At 26.9% G+C, this 19,335-nt stretch carries 24 protein-coding genes; 14 read left to right on the top strand and 10 right to left on the bottom strand.

Annotated features, from left to right (window positions below):
• On the top strand, positions 1-912 hold a 912-nt coding region (locus CBD51_005720), incomplete at its 5' end, for a T9SS C-terminal target domain-containing protein (GenBank protein RPG58134.1).
• On the opposite strand, the gene CBD51_005715 is transcribed toward CBD51_005720, so the two are convergent.
• From CBD51_005715 to mtaB, 4 genes are read right to left on the bottom strand one after another with little or no spacing between them, the layout of a single operon-like run.
• A complete protein-coding gene (locus CBD51_005715) occupies positions 913-1,416 on the bottom strand; it encodes a hypothetical protein (GenBank protein ID RPG58133.1) in 504 nt (167 codons plus the stop codon). It lies immediately after the preceding gene.
• A 46-nt stretch (positions 1,417-1,462) separates the two neighbouring features.
• The gene (locus CBD51_005710; protein RPG58132.1) at positions 1,463-2,341 is read right to left on the bottom strand and encodes an EamA family transporter; all 879 of its coding nucleotides are present in this window, start codon (positions 2,339-2,341) and stop codon (positions 1,463-1,465) included.
• A complete protein-coding gene (locus CBD51_005705) occupies positions 2,322-3,476 on the bottom strand; it encodes a diacylglyceryl transferase (protein RPG58131.1) in 1,155 nt (384 codons plus the stop codon). Before CBD51_005705 ends, CBD51_005710 begins: the two co-directional genes overlap by 20 nt.
• Before the next feature lie 4 nt (positions 3,477-3,480).
• Positions 3,481-4,773 carry a tRNA (N(6)-L-threonylcarbamoyladenosine(37)-C(2))-methylthiotransferase MtaB gene (gene mtaB / locus CBD51_005700; GenBank protein ID RPG58130.1) on the bottom strand — a complete coding sequence of 431 codons (1,293 nt, stop codon included), beginning with the start codon at positions 4,771-4,773 and terminating at the stop codon, positions 3,481-3,483.
• Positions 4,774-4,853: 80 nt separating this feature from the next.
• On the opposite strand from mtaB, the gene CBD51_005695 reads away from it, so the two are divergent.
• Genes CBD51_005695 through CBD51_005685 form a run of 3 tightly spaced genes read left to right on the top strand, consistent with a single transcriptional unit; the run spans position 4,854 to position 6,887 of the window.
• Positions 4,854-5,621 (top strand): 1-acyl-sn-glycerol-3-phosphate acyltransferase, encoded by a 768-nt coding sequence (locus tag CBD51_005695; GenBank protein ID RPG58129.1) that lies wholly within the window; start codon positions 4,854-4,856, stop codon positions 5,619-5,621.
• Positions 5,618-6,055: a GNAT family N-acetyltransferase gene (locus CBD51_005690; protein ID RPG58128.1), complete on the top strand. Its 438-nt coding sequence runs from the start codon at positions 5,618-5,620 to the stop codon at positions 6,053-6,055. Before CBD51_005695 ends, CBD51_005690 begins: the two co-directional genes overlap by 4 nt.
• Positions 6,048-6,887: an aminotransferase class IV gene (locus CBD51_005685; protein RPG58127.1), complete on the top strand. Its 840-nt coding sequence runs from the start codon at positions 6,048-6,050 to the stop codon at positions 6,885-6,887. Before CBD51_005690 ends, CBD51_005685 begins: the two co-directional genes overlap by 8 nt.
• Here CBD51_005685 and CBD51_005680 read toward each other — a convergent pair.
• A complete protein-coding gene (locus tag CBD51_005680) occupies positions 6,879-7,424 on the bottom strand; it encodes a YqgE/AlgH family protein (protein RPG58126.1) in 546 nt (181 codons plus the stop codon). The two genes, CBD51_005685 and CBD51_005680, sit on opposite strands and share 9 nt — an antisense overlap.
• Positions 7,425-7,477: 53 nt before the next feature.
• Between CBD51_005680 and pdxH the strand changes: the two genes are divergently transcribed.
• Entirely contained in the window at positions 7,478-8,110 is a 633-nt protein-coding gene (gene pdxH / locus CBD51_005675; protein ID RPG58125.1) for a pyridoxamine 5'-phosphate oxidase, read from the top strand.
• A 5-nt stretch (positions 8,111-8,115) separates the two neighbouring features.
• Here pdxH and fmt read toward each other — a convergent pair whose 3' ends face one another.
• Together fmt and CBD51_005665 are read right to left on the bottom strand one after the other, a co-directional pair.
• Entirely contained in the window at positions 8,116-9,117 is a 1,002-nt protein-coding gene (gene fmt / locus CBD51_005670; GenBank protein ID RPG58124.1) for a methionyl-tRNA formyltransferase, read from the bottom strand.
• Positions 9,114-9,617, bottom strand: a complete 504-nt coding sequence (locus CBD51_005665) for a hypothetical protein (GenBank protein ID RPG58123.1) — start codon at positions 9,615-9,617, stop codon at positions 9,114-9,116. The genes fmt and CBD51_005665 overlap by 4 nt, the downstream gene beginning before the upstream one ends.
• Positions 9,618-9,663: 46 nt before the next feature.
• On the opposite strand from CBD51_005665, the gene CBD51_005660 reads away from it, so the two are divergent.
• From CBD51_005660 to CBD51_005650, 3 genes are read left to right on the top strand one after another with little or no spacing between them, the layout of a single operon-like run.
• The gene (locus CBD51_005660) at positions 9,664-10,257 is read left to right on the top strand and encodes a 7-carboxy-7-deazaguanine synthase QueE (GenBank protein RPG58122.1); all 594 of its coding nucleotides are present in this window, start codon (positions 9,664-9,666) and stop codon (positions 10,255-10,257) included.
• Complete coding sequence (locus CBD51_005655; protein ID RPG58121.1) at positions 10,254-12,122, top strand: hypothetical protein; 1,869 nt, start codon at positions 10,254-10,256, stop codon at positions 12,120-12,122. The genes CBD51_005660 and CBD51_005655 overlap by 4 nt, the downstream gene beginning before the upstream one ends.
• Positions 12,112-12,969: a hydroxymethylglutaryl-CoA lyase gene (locus tag CBD51_005650; GenBank protein RPG58120.1), complete on the top strand. Its 858-nt coding sequence runs from the start codon at positions 12,112-12,114 to the stop codon at positions 12,967-12,969. Before CBD51_005655 ends, CBD51_005650 begins: the two co-directional genes overlap by 11 nt.
• A 6-nt stretch (positions 12,970-12,975) precedes the next feature.
• Here the strand turns inward: CBD51_005650 and CBD51_005645 are convergent, their stop codons facing one another.
• Positions 12,976-13,425 (bottom strand): 6,7-dimethyl-8-ribityllumazine synthase, encoded by a 450-nt coding sequence (locus CBD51_005645; GenBank protein RPG58135.1) that lies wholly within the window; start codon positions 13,423-13,425, stop codon positions 12,976-12,978.
• Between the two features lie 19 nt (positions 13,426-13,444).
• Positions 13,445-14,116: a tetratricopeptide repeat protein gene (locus tag CBD51_005640; GenBank protein ID RPG58119.1), complete on the bottom strand. Its 672-nt coding sequence runs from the start codon at positions 14,114-14,116 to the stop codon at positions 13,445-13,447.
• A gap of 56 nt (positions 14,117-14,172) precedes the next feature.
• Between CBD51_005640 and recF the strand changes: the two genes are divergently transcribed.
• Positions 14,173-15,285, top strand: a complete 1,113-nt coding sequence (gene recF, locus CBD51_005635) for a DNA replication and repair protein RecF (GenBank protein ID RPG58118.1) — start codon at positions 14,173-14,175, stop codon at positions 15,283-15,285.
• Positions 15,254-15,547 (top strand): DUF721 domain-containing protein, encoded by a 294-nt coding sequence (locus tag CBD51_005630; protein ID RPG58117.1) that lies wholly within the window; start codon positions 15,254-15,256, stop codon positions 15,545-15,547. The genes recF and CBD51_005630 overlap by 32 nt, the downstream gene beginning before the upstream one ends.
• On the opposite strand, the gene CBD51_005625 is transcribed toward CBD51_005630, so the two are convergent.
• Positions 15,540-15,959 (bottom strand): nucleoside-diphosphate kinase, encoded by a 420-nt coding sequence (locus CBD51_005625; GenBank protein RPG58116.1) that lies wholly within the window; start codon positions 15,957-15,959, stop codon positions 15,540-15,542. The genes CBD51_005630 and CBD51_005625 overlap by 8 nt on opposite strands.
• Positions 15,960-16,029: 70 nt before the next feature.
• Between CBD51_005625 and CBD51_005620 the strand changes: the two genes are divergently transcribed.
• The 4 genes from CBD51_005620 to CBD51_005605 all read left to right on the top strand — a co-directional run.
• A complete protein-coding gene (locus CBD51_005620) occupies positions 16,030-17,013 on the top strand; it encodes a bifunctional oligoribonuclease/PAP phosphatase NrnA (protein RPG58115.1) in 984 nt (327 codons plus the stop codon).
• A gap of 12 nt (positions 17,014-17,025) precedes the next feature.
• Positions 17,026-17,559 (top strand): hypothetical protein, encoded by a 534-nt coding sequence (locus tag CBD51_005615; protein RPG58114.1) that lies wholly within the window; start codon positions 17,026-17,028, stop codon positions 17,557-17,559.
• Entirely contained in the window at positions 17,556-18,557 is a 1,002-nt protein-coding gene (locus CBD51_005610) for a peptidylprolyl isomerase (protein RPG58113.1), read from the top strand. Before CBD51_005615 ends, CBD51_005610 begins: the two co-directional genes overlap by 4 nt.
• Before the next feature lie 8 nt (positions 18,558-18,565).
• The coding region (locus CBD51_005605; GenBank protein RPG58112.1) for a hypothetical protein at positions 18,566-19,335 on the top strand (770 nt) is incomplete at its 3' end.

Raw genomic sequence — 19,335 nt, 5'->3', positions numbered from 1 at the left:
AGGTTTAATCCAACTTGCTCTAGTCCTATTGTAAAAATAAAAAACCAAGGGATAGAAGATTTAACTAGTGCTTATATTGTATATGGTTTTGATGGATATGATCCAAACACTTATTTGTGGGAGGGTAATTTAGCTTTTGGTGAAACAGAAATGATTTATTTGCCTCCAATTAATTGGTATTCTTGGGACCAAAATCTATCATTTTATGCACGAATAAATATGCCTAATTATCAGCCTGAAGATGATTATACAATAAATGATATATTGTATTCAGATTATGAGTTTGTAGAAGAATACCCTAGTACATTTGCAATATGGTTTAAGACTAATGATGTGCCAAATGAAAGTTCGTATGAATTAAGCGATAATCTAGGGAATTTAATTTTTTCTAGATCAAATATGTCTGCTAATACAATCTATAAAGATACTATGCAGTTAGATCCAGGTTGTTATAAATTTCAAATTTTAGATACAGGAGGGAATCAATATAATAATGAAGATGGTCTTACTTGGTGGGCAAATAATGATGGATCTGGATATGCTAGATTAAAAAATATTCCAGGTGGTTTTTTTAAGTATTATCAAGATGATTTTGGAACTGAATTAACAGATTATTTTAGAGTAGGGGAGTATAATATTTCATCAACTAATGAATTAGCTGAACCAATAATTGATTTGTATCCAAATCCCTCTAAAAATGAAATTAATTTAGATTTTGAATTGTTATCAGTTTCTGATATTAGTATTTTAATATATGATATTAGTGGAAGAATTGTATTTAGTGAAAATCTTTATGATACTAATACACACTTTATGAGTATTGGTTTAGATGATTTTCGCGATGGCATTTACAATTGTGTTATTCAAACAGGTGATGATCTATACAATAAAAAGATTATTGTAATAAAATAATTATTTTCTTCTTATATAATCTTCAGTTCTATATATAATGTCTCCAACAATATTGCCTTTATTAAAGGTGCCTTCTTCTATACTTCCATTTGTATCTAAAAAGTAGCCTTTTCCGTCAAATAATCCATCTTCAAACTCCCCAAAATACACTCCATTTTGAAGAAAAAATGTTCCGTTACCATTCGCTCTGTCACTTTTAAATTCTCCAATATAGAATTGTTCCCTTGTCATAAAGGTACCATCACCATGATATTTTCCTTTGTCAAAATTGCCAACATATATTGTTCCATCTCCCCAAATTAGTGTTCCATGACCTCCAGGTATTTTATTCCACCAATTCCCTACATAAATTGTTCCATCTTGATATCTCTTAATACCAAAGCCATTCTCACAATTTCCTGAAACACATATTCCTTGTTCAAAGAAGTTATAATTATCTGTAGAGGATTGTGCACTTATTAATATGAAATTTAAAAAAAAGATAAAACTTAAAAGGTTTTTCATAGTCGAAAAATTTTATTGTTACAAAGATAGTGAAATATATATTATGTTATTTTGCGTTTTTATGTTTTATCAATGTGTTTGTGAAAATACTACATATTATTATCAATCCACCAAGATAAAATTCTAATGACATAATTTCAGATTCTCCAAAAATAATTATTGCTAAAAAAATTGCATATATTGGTTCTAAGTTTACTGTTAAATTAATAGTAAAAGGACTTATTTTTTTCATAATTTCAATGCTTGCTGAAAAGGCAAAAGCTGTACATATTAATCCAAGAATTAATATATAAATAACATCTTTGTTATTTGGGATTATATTATAATTTATTTCATTTTGAGTCAAAAGGTATATTACTATAAAAATAACACCTCCTAACATCTCCCATGAGGTAATTATCATTGCTTTATGTTTTTTTTTAATTAGCTTATGATTAAGTATTGTAAATAATGCCCCACAAAAAGCAGAAATAATAGATAATAGAATTGCTTTACTATATCCTGATTCAAAATTAAATATAATTACAATTCCGATTGTTACTGCTAATGATAGTATTATTTCGTGAAATGATATTCTTTTTTTTTGTAATAATGGATCTAGAACAGCTGTAAATAGTGAGATTGTAGATAAACATATTAATGCAAGAGATACATTTGACAATTTAATAGATTCAAAAAAACATATCCAATGAATTGCAGTTATTAAACCAATGGCAAAATATTTTACTATGTCTTTTATATTAGTTTTAACCTTATTATAAATCTTATAGTTTACAAGAAAAAGAGCGGCGCTGGCAATTATCATTCTATGCAATACAATTACTATAGATGGTAAATCAATCATTTTACCTAAAATACCAGTGAATCCCCAAATAATAATTATAAAATGTAAAAGAAGAAGACTTTTATTTTTTGTTAAATCCATATTTTACATTTAGTTTAACTAGTAAGAAAATACATGTTCCCCCTATAAATACTAAAAATATTCCAATTAATTGGGCTTGAGTGAATTGAGTGTTGAAAATTGTATACTTCTCTGTTACTCTAATGATTTCAATTAAATATCTTTCAATTCCATTAATAATTAAATAAATACAAAATAGTATTCCAGGTATTTTAATTTTGTTTTTAATATTCCACAAAAAAATAAATGCAATAAAACCAAATAATGCTTCATAAAGTGAAGTAGGGTAGACAGGGTAGGGTAACTCATAACAATACTTTCCAAAACAGTCATTTATTTTTATTCCAGTTTCAATAACATTATGGGGAAAATTATATCCCCAAATCCATTCAGGCAAAAAGTCGGGTTTTTTACTCATATTCGCTATTATTCCCCAATCACCATCACCCGAAAAATGACATCCGAGTCTTCCTATCCCATATGCTAATATTAATGAAGGAGCAAAAGCATCTGCAAGTCTTAAAATATTTATTTTATATTTTTTAGCATAAATTATTACAGAAATTGTTCCCATAATAAGTCCTCCATAAAATGTTAAGCCACTAAATGACAGTATTGCAGAAATGGGGTCATCTAATAAGTAATCTATATCTTCAAATACGGCAAATAATTTAGCTCCTATGATTCCGCTAACTGCTGCAACAAATAAAACATTCCAAGATAAGTCAGACGGGTAAATTTTTAATTTTTTCTCGTTATTAGATTCATCTTTATTTTTCTTAAACATAAATATTAATGTGGCTAAACTTATTATTATTCCAAAGATTATATTACCATCAGACGAGAGTATAATAGTATGAGGAGATTCAGCAAAAGTGTTGTAATTGTTAATTATATATGGAAGTTTATAACCTAAAAAGAATGAAAAAAAACAATTAATTATATATTCAATAGCAATAAGGAATAAGGATTTTGAGTTTGTTAAAGTTATTTGTTTGAATAATTTTAACTTCTCAAGTCTTAAAAATTCTTTTTTAATAAAAAAGTGTCCAACTACAAAGGCTGCAACTATAAAAAACCCAAATGTTTGTATTGGTAATGGAATGAATAAACCTGTAAGACTTTCGATTAAGTGGCTAATAGTTGGATATGTCATAAAATTAATTTGTTAAAGTTCCTTGAGCAAATGTTGTTTTGTTATGTTGAATATTTTTAATTGTAAATTTTTGCAATTTATTTATCAAATTTTCATTGTATTTGGCTTGAACTTTAATATAGTTCTCAGAAAACCCGTAAATATATCCATCAATTACCTGATTCTCAAATAATATTTCTTTTACATATCCAATATTTTTTTGATAAAAATATCTTTTTTTCTTATCAGATAAATTTCTCAACACTTTACTTCTATATTTTCTTACATGAATAGGTACAGAATTATTCATTCTCTGTGCTGAAGTATTTTCTCTTTCAGAATAAGTGAAGACATGAAGATATGATATGTTTAGAGACTTAATAAAATTAACAGTTTCATTAAAAAGATCTTCACTTTCACCTGGGAAACCTACAATAACATCTACTCCAATACATACATTTTCAATATTATCATTAATTCTTTTAATTAGAGATTGATAATATTTAGTTAAATATCTTCTCTTCATAAGTTTTAGGATTGTATCAGAACCAGATTGTAATGGAATATGGAAATGAGGAACAAATATTTTTGAATTACTAATTAATTTAATTATATCGTTATTTATTAGATTTGGTTCAATAGATGATATTCTTATTCTTAAATCTTTTATTTTATCAATTTCCTTTAAAAGGTCAATAAATTTTTCATTCTTATGAGATTGAAAATCACCAATATTAACTCCAGTCAATACAATTTCTTTTACATCATTTTTTTTTATTTCCTTAATGCGAGATATTATATTTTCCACATTATCACTTCTACTTTTTCCTCTTGCTAGAGGGATTGTACAGAAACTACATTTATAGCTACATCCATCTTGTATTTTTAGAAATGATCTTGTTCTATTCCCTGATGAAAAGGCAGATTGAAAATCATTTAATTCTTCAGTATCCTTTCTTATAATTTGTGTGTTATTTTTTTTACTTAAACTGCTTAAAAACTTTTTAAGTTTAAACTTTTCATTATTTCCTAAAATTAAATCTACACCATTTATTCTTGCAATTTCTTCTGGTTTTAGTTGTGCATAACATCCCATAATAACTATTTTTGCATCAGGATTTTTTTTCAAAACTTTTCTTACTAAGTATTGACATTCCTTATTTGCATTTTCAGTTACAGAACATGTATTGATGACATATGTATCTGCAAATTCATCAAAATTCACTTCTTTAAAACCTGCATTTTTAATATCATTTATTATAAATGATGTTTCTGAAAAATTAAGTTTACAACCTAATGTGTGAAATGCTATATTCATAAGAGGACAAATATAAAACAATAGAATGTTAAAATAATATTACAGATGTTTATATTTGAGTTATATTTTAATTTTTTAAAATGAAGCTTTTATTAAAACTATGGACTTTTTGGTGTTTTTTGATTACTGTGTCTATTTTTTTGACACTGCTTATTCCTAACCTTTTTCTAATTTTCTGTTTAGGAGATTTTGGTAGAAATATATTTGTTCAATATAATTATTATGTAGGTAATATATTACTTTTTTTATTTGGAATGCGTAAAGTTACATCTGGTAGTTTTCCTATTAAATATTCAAAACCATGTGTGTATGTTGTAAATCATAAATCATACCTGGATGTTATTATTATTGCGTCTTTAATTCCATATAAAATTAAATATCTTGGTAAAGCTGAAGTTTTCAAATGGCCTTTATTTGGTTATTTGGCTAAACACTCTGGACAAATTGCAGTTAAAAGAGAAGATAAAGCATCTAGACAACAAGGTTTTGATTCAATGAAGCGAGCTCTAAATGATGGGTGTTCTATTATTTTATTTCCTGAAGGTGGGTGGCGAAATAATGGAGACGTGAAGTCAAATAATCCTTATAACTTACAAGAAAGTAAATTATTACATGAATTTAGAAATGGAGCATTTAGATTAGCTTTAGAAACAAAAGTTCCTGTGATACCAATTGCTTTAATGAATGCCCAAGAGAGGTTTTCTGATGTAACTATGCTTATTAAACCTGGAAATGTATTTGTTCATATTTTTGAACCTATTGATTCAAGATCATTTCACGATGCATTTGATTTGAATCATAAATGTCACAATTTAATCCTTAATAAGTTAAAAGAGTTTAATTTATGATTAAATGGATACATAAGGAATATCATGATTTATCCAAAGATGAATTATATGATTTATTAAAATTAAGACAAGAAGTTTTTATTGTCGAACAAAATTGTAATTATTTAGATGCAGATAATTATGATTTAAATTCTATTCACCTAATGGCATATAAAGAATTTGAGCTAGTTGCTTATATGCGAATTGTTCCAGCTGGCACTTTATATCCAAATATTTCATTTGGACGGATATTAGTAAGAAAAGATTTAAGAGGACTAGGTGTTGGAAAAGAGCTTTTAACAAAAGGAATTGCTTTATTTGATCATAATGAAACTCTAGTTATGTCTGCTCAAGTTTATTTAGTTAAATTCTATGAGTTTTTCGGTTTCATGACTATCGGAGAAGAATTTTTAGAAGATGAGATTCCACATATAAAAATGATAAGAAATGGATAAAATTTATCACAATAGTCAATTGATTAATAAAAATGACTTAAATGTCTCATTAGAAAACAGGGGGTTAAAATATGGTGACTCATTTTTTGAAACAGTCAAATGTTATATGGGGCTACCTTTATTTTGGGAAGATCATTATTTTCGCATAGCTAGTTCTTTTTTAATTACTAAAATGAAACAACCAAGTAATTTTAATATTGAAACCTTTAAAGAACTTATTGAAAGTCTTTTAAAAGAGAATAATTTAAATTCTAATTCTGCAAGAGTTAAAATTACCTTTTTCAGAAATAGCTCTGGTTATTATTGTCCAGATGAAAATAATACAAGTTATATTATAGAATCACATTTATTAAATGCGAGTTTATATCAGTTAGATAATAAAGGTTTAAATATTTCCCTCTATAAAGAAAATTATATCCCTAAAGGACCATTGTCAAATATTAAGAGCAATAATCGTTTAATTAATGTAATGTCTTCAATTTATGCTCGTGAAAATAACTATGATGATATATTATTAATTAATTGTAATAATAATATTGTTGAATCTTCCAAAGGTAATATTTTTATTGTTGATAATTTAGATAATATAATTACCCCTCCGTTAGAGGATGGTTGTATTAATGGAGTTTTACGTAGTGTGTTATTGAGTGATAAAAAGTATCAAATTTCAGAACAAAGTATTTCTTTTTCAGACTTAATGAATGCAAAAGAAGTTTTTATTTCAAATGTCATAATCGGTTTATGTTGGGTATATCGGTTAGGAAATAAAGTATATGATAAAAATATCTCTTCAAATATAATAAATGACTTAAATCAGAAATTTTTAATTTAAGCGGAAATCAGAGGGGGCAGTTGTCCACACTTCAAATTCTTCGTTTATTTCAATTAATAACCTTGACCAGTTGATAGGTTCTTCAAGCATTTCAAGATGTGTATTTTGAATAATCCAAGAACCTTCATTTATCTCTTGTAACAATTGGTTTTTTTCCCATCCGGCATATCCTGTGAAAAATAAAATTTCATGTGTTTTAATTTCATCTCTATTCATTCCCTGAACTAAGTCATTAATATCTCCTCCCCAAAAATAACCGTCCTTTATTTTAAAACAGTTATTTATTAAGTCAGGATGTTTGTGGATAAAGAATAGGTTGTTTTTGTCAACAGGTCCACCTTCCTTAATAGTTATAGATTTTTTGTGTAGGGAAGGGATAAATTCTAATATATCAACAGGGTTATTTTTATTTAAAATAAAACCTATTGATCCGTTTTCATTGTGCTCAGTAATAAGAATTACAGTTTTTTCAAACCTTTTATCTTCCATAAATGGTTTAGATATTAAAATAGTTCCTGTTGTTATTTCATTTTTCATAATGTTAATATATAAAATATTTTATACTAATTTTAAAGTCGAATATTATTCTTATGAAAAAAATTGAAAATATTAGAATTAACTATGATTTGGATAATTTAGATTTTGACAAACTGAATCCTCATCCAATGATTCAGTTTGATATATGGTTTAGCCAATTGTCTCAAAACGGTGATTTTAATGCAGTTACTTTATCAACCTATAATAAAGTTAATGGAGTTAGAAGCCGAGTCGTTTTATTAAAGGACTTTGATAAAACCGGATTTGTATTTTACACTAATTACAATAGTTTAAAGGCTCGTCAGATTATTGATAATAATAATGTATCTCTTTGTTTTTTTTGGCCTGATTTTCAGAGACAAGTTAGAGTTAATGGATTTGCAGAAAAACTTTTAGCAAGAAAATCTGATTTATACTTTAAAAAAAGACCAAGAAAATCACAAATTTCTGCCTGGGCATCAAATCAAAGTAGTCAGCTTTTAAGTCGTAAAAAAATGATAAGTCGTTATAATATTTTTGAAAAAAAATTTTTAAATAAAACTATCCCTAGACCTGAATTTTGGGGTGGTTTTCATATTAAACCTTCTTCAGTTGAATTTTGGCAGGGCGGTGTAAATAGAATGCATGACAGATTTTTGTACGAGAAAAAAAAATCTGTATGGAAAATAAATAGACTGAGTCCTTGAATTAATTATATGATAATTGATATTTTGTAGTTTTGGTTTTTGTTTTTTATATATCCGTTATAAAATTCTTTATCTGTCATTTCCTTTTTATTTTCAATTTTCAATTTTTCAATAATAAACGACTCTATATTGTTTGATATTGTTAGTCTATTTTCTTTTGAATATTGAATTGAAATATCTTTTATTTGTGTTTTGTTTTTATGTTTTTTAAAATCACACACTCTAGTAATAATAATTTTTTTATCAACTGGCTGATCTCTATGTAGTCTAATATTTGTTCTTATTCCAGGCGGTGACATTCCTCTTATGAAGTTAAATAAATCTTGTAATGATTTTTGTTTCCATAATTCTTTGGGAAATTGATAATCAGATTTCAGTATTTTTCGTGCTCCTTTATATCTAGATTTTAAGTTTTGTTTTTTTAATTTATAATTGCCAAAAAATATTATTTTTAATGTTTCTTTTATTATTCCCTCACTTTGAACCATTAGTTTATCATGAAGGTCATTTGCATGCCAATTTTTCAGAATTTTTATTTCTGATTGTAATATTACATCACCTGTATCTATTTTTTCGTTTATAAAAAATGTAGTTAATCCAGTTTTTTTCTCACCGTTTATAAGTGCCCAGTTTATTGGCGCAGCCCCTCTATATTTTGGTAATAATGAGGCATGTAAATTAATTGTGCCTAATTTAGGTATTGAAAAAAATATTTTTGGTAATTTTTTGAAAGCTACTACAATAATTAAATCTGGATTTAGTTTTTTTATTTTTTTAATAAAATTTAAATCTTCAAGATTATCAGGCGTAAAAATTTTTAAGTTTAATATTTTAGCAGTCTTTTTAATTGACGACTCTTGTTTTTTTTGCCCTCTACCAGCAATTTTATCTTTTATTGTAACAACACCTAATAAATCATAATTAAGTTCTTCTTGAAGTTTAAAAAGAGTATCTAGTGTGCTTTTTGCAAAATATGGAGTTCCACAAAATATTATTTTCTTTCTCATATGTTATTAATAATAAATTTAACTCTTTCATTAATATCCCTCATTGGTACTTCAATAATTTTGTAGTTGAAATTAAGATATGATTCTCTTAAAAAAACATCTATTTTTGTTGCTTCTGTAAATTTTTCATGTCTTATTTCAGATTGAATATAAATTTCTTCCCAACTTGGTGTATAGAACACTTTATTAAAGTATTTTAAATCATTTATATCCTCATCCCATTGAGTAGGATACTTCATTTTCCAATATTTCATATATGCGACTACGTCTATAAGACTTCGGTCATAGAAAGCTATTTTTAAATTAGTAGTTTGATATTGAAGAATTCTGTGCTTGAAAATATACTTACTTAATTTTAATTTGTTTTGTGATTTACTTAAATCTAATTTTGGTGGTGTTACTTCAGAAAAACATTTATGTCCTAAATCTTTTAATTTATTGATAATAGTTGTTTTGCCGCTGCCAGGAGGACCGCTAATAATTATTTTTTGCATTTTCATTATTACTAATTTACATTTTATTTATTTTTAATAATTATTTTGTTATATGATTCCTATAAAAGAAACATTTTTATCGATTCAAGGTGAAGGCTGGTATGCTGGACAGTCTGCATTTTTTATTAGAACTCAAGGTTGTGATATTGGTTGTCATTGGTGTGATGAGCCAAATTCTTGGAGTCTTGATGCAGGAGTCGTTAAAACATCAGATGAGTTATTAGATGAGTTAAATAAAAGTAATTCTAAAATAGTCATATTTACGGGAGGTGAGCCTTTAATGCATGACTTAACTAACGTAGTTAATCAAATTTCAAATGCTGGCTATAAAGTTCATTTAGAGACATCAGGTGCTTATCCTCTTAGTGCAAAATGGGATTGGGTTACGTTATCTCCAAAAAAGATTAAACCCCCCTTAAATGAGATTTATGAATTTGCTTCTGAATTAAAGATAGTTATTTATAATCATAATGATTTTAAATGGGCTTTAGACCAAGAAAAAAAAGTTTCAGATTCTTGTTTGTTATATCTGCAGCCTGAGTGGAGTAAGTTGAAAATTATGAAACCAAAAATTATTGACTTTATTAATTCTAATCCTAGATGGAAACTTTCGCTACAAATGCATAAATACCTACATATACAATGAATTTATTAATGCTTTTAATTTTTTTTTTAGTTAATACAAATTCAAATGACAACTGTAAGAAAGCGAGTAAACATCTTAAGAAGGTTGATAAGCATATATTAGTTGGAGATATTGAAAAAGTGAGTAAATTGATTTTTAAGCTCAATACTATGTGCAATGAATCAAAGTTTTTAAATTCTCTCGCGGATACATATTATGCAATTAAGGATTTTGATAATGCATATATTTTCTATTTAAAAGCTTATGAGAATAATCAATTATTAAATACTTCATTTTTTTCAGTATCAAATTTTTTAAAAATTTTATATCAAAAAGGTCATTATCATCTTTTTGAAGAAATAATTTCGAATCCTAATTTCAATGTCGATATTGAGAGATCCCCACAGTTAAAAGAATTAATTGTTAAGAATAATTTTGCTGTCTTAAATTTAAAAGACTCCGTTAACTTCAAGCCTGTATTTTTAAATATTAACACAATATATGATGAATATTTTCCTTCAATGCCTATTAATTCAAACGTTTTAATTTATACACAGAGAGATTTAAAAAGTGAATTGAAGGATGAAAATTTTTATATATCTAGAAATATTGATGATGTATGGACTCAACCAATTAAGCTTGGTCCAAATATAAATAGTGAATATCGTGAAGGTTCATTGTCTGTTAGTTTAGATGGTAAAGATTTATATTTTACATCTTGTAACAGACCAGATGGATATGGTGGATGTGATATATATATATCAACATTAATTAATGAAACAACTTGGTCCAAGTCTATAAATATTGGGTCTAAAATAAATAGTAAATATTGGGACTCTCAACCATCCGTCTCTGCTGATGGTAAACTTTTGTTTTTTTCTAGTAATCGGCATGGTGGTTATGGTGGTTCAGATATATGGGCTTCAAGAAAAATAAATAATTCTTGGTCCGAACCTTTTAATTTAGGTCCTAAGATTAATTCATCAGGTGATGAGTATACTCCTTTTTTGCACTATGATAATAGTTCCTTTTATTTTTCATCTAAAGGAAAACCAGGTTTTGGAGGCTTTGATCTTTTTCTTGCCAGGATGAATAGTCAATTTAACTTTGATTCTATTATTAATTTAGGTTTTCCTATAAATACACATTATGATGAATCTGGTCTTATTGTTTCACCAGATGGAGAAAAAGCATATTTTAATTCTAATTCTAAAGGAAACCTAGATATTTATGAATTTAATTTACCTAAAAATATTCAGTCTAGTACTGTTGCAGTAGTTAATGGTTTGTTACTTGACTCGATTAATAGGAAAGGGGTTTCATGTAAAATTTCAATTATTGGTCTTGATGACGATTGGGAGTATCATCTAAATTCAGATAATTTAGGTCAATTTTCTTTCTCTATTCCTCCCAATTCAAAGTTTTCAATTACCGTGTTTTCCAAGTTTCATGATTTTTTTTCCTCCAATTATGAACTAAAACAAAATGAAACTTTAAAATCACTAACAATTCTTCTTAATAGATTGAATTTAGGTAACATAATTAATTTGAATAATATTTATTATGATTTTGATGATTTTTCTCTTGCTAAAAATTCATTATTAGAAATTCAAAAATTCGCTGATTATTTAATTTTGAATTCATCATTGGTTGTTGAAATAGGTGGTCATACTGATAATATTGGTTCTAAAAAATATAATTATCAATTATCCGATAAAAGAGCTAAATCAGTTTATAATGCATTATTAAATTATGGAGTTTCACCAAATCAGATGACTTATAAAGGTTACGGTTTTGATAAACCTATTAATTTAGATGATTCTGATGAGGCTAGAATAATGAATAGAAGAACAGAGGTTAAAATCGTAGGTTCATATGGAAAATAAAAAAATTCAAATAGTAGAGTGCCCAAGAGATGCAATGCAAGGTATTAATAAATTTATTCCTACTGAGGACAAGATAAATTATATCAATTCATTAATAAAAGTTGGGTTTGATATTATAGATTTTGGAAGTTTTGTTTCTCCAAAAGCTGTTCCACAAATGTCGGATACTTATAATGTTATTAGTCAGTTAAAAATAAATGATTCGACTTCATTGTTAGCAATTGTTTTAAATAAAAGAGGTATTCTTGATGCATCAAGTTTTGAAGAGATAAATATTTTAGGTTACCCACTTTCTATTTCAGAGATTTTTCAAAAAAACAATTCAAATATGGATATTAAATCTTCAATGTTATTTATTGATGAAATTTTAAATTTATGTGAGCAGAAAAATAAATCCTTGTTAGTTTATTTGTCTATGGCTTTTGGTAATCCATATAGTGAAGAATGGAATGTTAATATATTATTAGAAAAAATCAGAAAACTTTATCAAAAAGGTGTAAAGTCGATTTCGCTTGCAGATACAACTGGTCAGGCTTCTAGTCAATTAATTTCAGAATTATATTCTGAAGTTAATAGTAATTTCACTGATTTAGATGTAGGTTTACATCTACATTGTCATCCTGATGATGCAATTAAAAAAATAGAATCAGCATGGAGTGTTGGATGTAAAAGATATGATGTTGCAATAGGTGGCTACGGTGGTTGTCCATTTACTAATAGTTCCTTAATTGGTAATTTAGGTACAGAAAAAATATTGAATTTTATAGCCAAAAATAAGATACCTCATTCTCTTGATNTGTTGGCTTTTGAAAATGCTTATAATTACTCTAAAAAAATATTTAATTGAATAATTTTATTCTTTAATTAATTGTAAAGCTGTTTTGGCTGCATCTCTGCCTTTATTTCCCTTTTGTCCACCAGATCTTGAAAGCGCTTGTTGCAAATTTAAATCTGTAGAGACGCAAAAAATAAAAGGTATATCATATAAAATATTTAAGTCTTTAACTCCATTGGTGACTGCTTGAGAAATAAATTCAAAATGAGGTGTTTCTCCCTTTATAATACTCCCAATTAGTACTACAGCATCGAGATTGTTATTTCTCAATATTTTTTTACCTCCGTATATTAACTCAAAACTTCCCGGAACTTCAAGTGTATAAATATTCTTTTCACTAACTCCATGATCGGTTAATGTTTCAATGCAGTATTTATACATCATACTTGTAACATTGTTATTCCACAAGGATTTAACAATTCCAATCTTCTTCCCTTCACCATCATTATCATTTAATTGATAATTTATATCTTTTTCTTGTTTCAAATTAATTTAATTTATTAATATATTTTTCAATATTTTTTGCTTGAGATGATTCTGGAAAATTTGATTGAATTTTAAGATAGCATTCTTTTGCATCATTGAATTGTTTTTCCATTTCGTACAGATTGGCACATTTAATTAAAAATAAAGGTGTTGTTAACTTGTTGGGAGAAATACGAATAGCTTTATTATAATACTCAATTGCTTCTTGAGGTTGATTTAATTCTGAGAATGCATCTCCAATTGCAGCTTTTGCAATAGATAATAATAATTTATCTTCAGAATTATACTTGTCAAGTATTTGAATTGCACTTTCAAATTCTCCTAATTTTAAATGAGAAATTCCAGCGTAATATTTTGCTAAATTTCCAGATTTAGTATTTGAATATTTTTCACTAATATCAATCAAGCCAACATAGTCATCACTTCCGTTCAATGCAAGTTGGAATTCACCTTTTTCAAAATACTGTTCGCCTATAAATAACTGGTTTTGTGCTTCCTGGTTTCGAGGTTCTTTATAAAAATTTTTATAACCATAAATCACTATGAAAATAATTATTATTGCGCCAATAATAGACATTAGTATATTTCTATTATCTTCAATAAATTGTTCAGTTTTAGTTAAACCTTCTTCAATATTAGCTAATTGTTTATCAGTATTATTGTTTTTTTTCATAAAAAATTTATTTTGCAGTAAAATTAAGTTATTTTCTCATATTATTAAATATAAATATGATTTTAAATCTCATATCTTTAGTTAACTATAAAAACCATGAAAATTTAACAATTAAGTTTTCTAATTATATTAATTGCTTTTTAGGAAAGAATGGTGTTGGAAAAACAAATCTTCTTGATGCTATATATTACTTGTCTTTTTGTAAAAGTTATTATAGCCATATAGAACAAAATAATATTAGATTTCTAGAAAATTATTTTATGATTAAGGGAAGTTACATCGATGATTTTTCAAATCAATGTGTTGTGCAAGCTTCAGTTCAAAATAAACAGAAACAGATAAAATTTAATAGTAAAAAGTATGACAAACTATCAAATCACATAGGCAAAATACCACTAGTAATTATAACTCCAATGGATAGTAGTATCATTTTAGGTGGTAATGAGGAACGAAGAAGGTTTTTTGATAAATTTTTATCACAATTAGATCCCACTTATATAAATGAATTAATCACTTATAATAAAAGTCTCCAACAAAGAAATATACTGTTAAAAAAATATTCTTCGATTAAAGATGCTGATGAACTTTTATCTATTTATGATTCTAACTTNTGTGAATATGGAAATTCAATTTTCTCAAAGAGAAAGGAATGCGTTCATAATATTATTAAAGTAGTTCAAAAATACTATAAAATTATTTCGAATGGCAGTGAATCAATTGACATAGATTATCAATCTCAGCTACATTATGATGATTTTGCTCATTTATTGAATACTAGTATTAAAAAGGACCAATTTTTAACTTATACAACTAATGGGATTCATAGAGATGATTTTGTTTTTAAGATTAATAATTATAGTTTAAAAAAAACCGGATCTCAAGGTCAACAAAAATCATTTTTAATTGCTCTTAAGTTTGCATATTTTGAGATTTTAAAAGATATTTTACAAATTAAACCTATTTTATTGTTGGATGATATTTTTGACAAATTAGACTATGATAGGGTGGAGCAAATAATTCGTATTCTAAACGAAAAAGAATTTGGTCAAATATTTATTACTGATACTAGTAAAGATCGAGTTGATAAAATATTAAACAAAGTAGATATAGAGTCTAAGTACTTTATTTTTGATAAAAATGGCAATTATTATGAGGAACGCAAAAGTTAAAAAGATTAGTCAAGTAATCTCAGATTTTTTAAATAAAAAAAAAGGCTATGATAAAGAGATATTGTCACCAAAGCAATTATGGAGTAGAGTAGTAGGAAAACATGTCTTGTCAGAATCTCGAAAAATATATATTGAAAATAATTTATTTTATGTAACCATTAAAAATCCATATTTGAAATCTGATTTGATTGCACAAAAAAAAACAATACTTAATAGGTTAAAAGACCTTAAAAATAACCTGTCAGATGTGATTATTAGATAGTTTCTGATTTCTGAAAATGAAAATTAGATTCAATTTCAGCATTTTCATCACTGTCAGAACCATGGATTGCATTTGCATCAATAGATTTTGCGTATAATTTTCTTATAGTTCCTTCATCAGCATCTTCAGGGTTGGTGCTTCCAATAAGTTTTCTGAAATCTTCTACAGCATTTTCTTTTTCAAGTACTGCAGCTATAATTGGTCCTGAAGTGATGTATTTTATTAGATCATTGAAAAATGGTCTTTCTTTGTGAACTTCATAAAAGTCTTGAGCTTGTTGAGTTGAAAGTTTCCTAAGTTTCATTGCAATAATTTTAAAGCCAGCATTTTCGATATGAGTGATTATCTGTCCAGTATATTTATTTTGAACAGCATCTGGCTTAATCATGGTAAAAGTTCGTGTATTTTTCATTATTAAATTTTTGTTTGAATTTAATTAAAAAAATATGATATATCAATAAGATAATTTATATTATTTTTGTTTGATTAAACTTTTTATGGATTATCAGTTAGTTAAAAAAATTCTTTCTAAGAAAAAGAATATCGTCATTACCACTCATAAAACACCCGATGGTGATGCTTTAGGTTCATCACTAGCATTGCTAAGTGCCTTGAATGATTATCATAGTGTTCATGTAATTGTTCCTAATGAATTTCCTAATAATTTGCAATTTTTACCATTATGTGAACAGGTTATTGTTTATGAAACGGAAGTTAGTAAATCAAATGATTTAATTCAACAAGCAGATTTAATATTTTGTCTTGATTTTAATAAATTATATAGAACACATACAATGTCAGATTCTTTATCTGAAAGTTCTGCATATAAATTGATGATTGACCATCATGAAGAGCCAGATTTATTTTGTGACCAAATACTCTCTAATCCGTCTATTTGCTCTACTGCAGAATTAGTATATGAATTTTTAAATTCTATAAATGTTGCTTTGAATAAGAACATAGCAGTATCACTTTATACTGGTATTATTACAGATAGTGGTTCCCTTAAATATCCGAATGTTACTTCAAATACTCACTTAATAGTGTCTAAGTTAATGGAATACAATATTGACCATGCCTACATACATAGAAAACTTTTTGACTCTCAAAATAAATCGCGTTTTGAATTATTAAAGATTTGTCTTAATAATTTAAAGTTTTTTAAAAATGAAACAATTGCCTTGACGTATCTAATGGAAGATGATTTAATGTCATTTAATTATAAAAAGGGTGATACTGAAGGATTCGTTAATTTTCCGTTAAGTATTAAAAATATATATTTCTCTGCTTTTTTCGTTCAATTTGAAGATGGTATTAAGATATCTTTCAGGTCTCAAGGTGATTTTGATGTGAACTTATTTGCTAATAAATTTTTTAACGGTGGAGGTCATAAGAATGCATCTGGTGGATTTTTAAAACATAGAGACATGCAAGAAGCAATTAAGTATTTCACTTCATGTTTATAAAATATTAAAATTATGCGTTTACTAGTTTTCTTTTGGTTTTTTTTTATAATTGCGTGCAATACAAAACACCAAATACGTATTTCAGATGAAAAAAAGGATTATTTATCTGAGTTTTTTCTTGAGTCAAATAAGGATATTGTCAAATTTGAAGATTTTATGATAGACTCGTTAATTGAACTTTCTGGTCTTTTTTTCTTAAAAGATTCATCTGGCATAAGGATTTTAATTGATAATAAAAATAAGGTTCAAAAATTGCACAAAACACCCAAAGATGGTGATATTGTAGAAGTAGCTTATGATTGTATTCTTTTTGAAGAGCTTGAAAACTTGAGTCATTACTCTATGATTGATACAATTTTTTTTCAATTAGGATACTCAAAACAAATGCGGGGTCTCAATCATGCAATTAAATTACTAAAAATTGGCGAATCAGCAAAGATTATAATACCTTCGTACTTAGGTTTTGGTATGTCTGGTTATGGTAAAGAAGTTCCTCCATACGCAACACTTTTATTAAATATTAAATTACTAAATATTAAATCATGAAAAAAATTGCTTATTTTATTATTATCCTATCTAGTATCTTTTTTATATCTTGCAGTGCAACTAAAAATGACGATGGTATGTACGCAAAAATAATTACTAATAAAGGAGAAATCAATTTATCACTATATTATGATAAAACTCCACTGACTGTAGCAAACTTTATATGTTTAGCTGAAGGTTTAATGCCAGGTATTGAAAAGCCTTTTTATGATGGTTTAAAATTTCACCGTGTCATTCCTGACTTTATGGTACAGGGGGGGTGTCCATTAGGTAACGGCACTGGTGATCCTGGATATAAATTTGCTGATGAATTTCATGATTCTCTTCGTCATGACGGACCAGGAGTTTTGTCCATGGCAAATTCAGGCCCAAATACAAATGGTTCACAATTTTTCATAACACATAAAGAAACTCCATGGTTAGATGGTAAGCATTCAGTTTTTGGAAGAATTGATGCTGATGATGAAGCTAGTCAATCTATTATCAACTCTATTGAACAAGGAGATGTTATTGAAAAAATAACTATTCTTAGAGAAGGTAAGGTTGCTAGAAAATTTAATGCACTTGAAGTATTCAAAAACTCTCAATTAGAAGCCGAAAAGAAAGCTGATGAGCAAAAGAAACTTGATGAAGAAAGATTGATTGAAATTTCAAAAGATGCCACTGAAACAAGTAGTGGATTGCTTTATTTTATTTTAAGTGAAGGAAGTGGAGATACTCCTAAAGTGGGTTCAAATGTTTCAGTTCATTATTCTGGTTTTCTTTTAGATGGAACTAAATTCGATTCTTCTTATGATAGAGGTCAGCCTATTACATTTCCAATTGGTCAAGGAAGAGTGATTCCTGGCTGGGATGAAGGTATTGCTCTATTAAAAGTAGGTTCTAAAGCTAAATTCATAATTCCATCTGATTTAGCTTATGGTGAAAGGGGAGCAGGTGGTGTAATACCTCCAAACGCAACATTAATTTTTGAAGTTGAACTTGTAGATATTAAATAAATTTGAGAATGAAATATTTATACTTCTTTCTAGTTGGTTGCTTATTGACTTTTAGTTTTTTCGGATATTCTCAGTCTAATAAGTTAATTGCTGGTCCTATGGCATCCTTTGTCGATTCGTATGGTACTCAAATATGGTTTTTATTAACAGATGATGCAAAATCTATTGAATTTGATATAACAGATTATGAAAATAATAAATTATTAGAGTACGAATTTGAAGTAATTAATAATTATCAATTTGATGATTATATTCCTTTTACCGTAAATCTAGATAATTTATCTCCCAATAAAGAATATATTGCAAGAGTATCTATTGATAATGAATTTGTTAAAGAAATAGATATTTTTACTAAAAGACCCCATTTAGATGATGTTCAGTTTTTAGTTGGTTATGATCAAAAGAATACATCTCCAAGCTTATTTAATAATATGACCAAAACTAATTCTGACTTTATGATTTGGCTAGGTGGACACATTGATGTTCAAGAATCCTCATTATCATTTGACAAACTTTTTGAACGTTATGTTGACACTAGACAGAACAAATATTTGAATGATTTTATGATCTCTATGCCACAAATTGCTACGTGGTCTAGTCTTGACTGTAATTTCACAAGTCAACCTGATATTTGGAGTAAAAAACAATCTGACTACGATATATTTAAATTATTTTGGCCAAATTTCGTTAAAAAAACATATAATTATACGTTTTATGATTATGGGACTTATCAACGTTATACTTATAATGATTTAGATGTATTCTTATTAGATTCTCA

This window comes from Flavobacteriales bacterium TMED191 (genome assembly GCA_002171975.2).
GTDB lineage: Bacteria > Bacteroidota > Bacteroidia > Flavobacteriales > TMED113.
The sequence above is the reverse complement of the archived record's forward strand: the minus strand, read 5'-3'. Positions and strand labels throughout refer to the sequence as shown.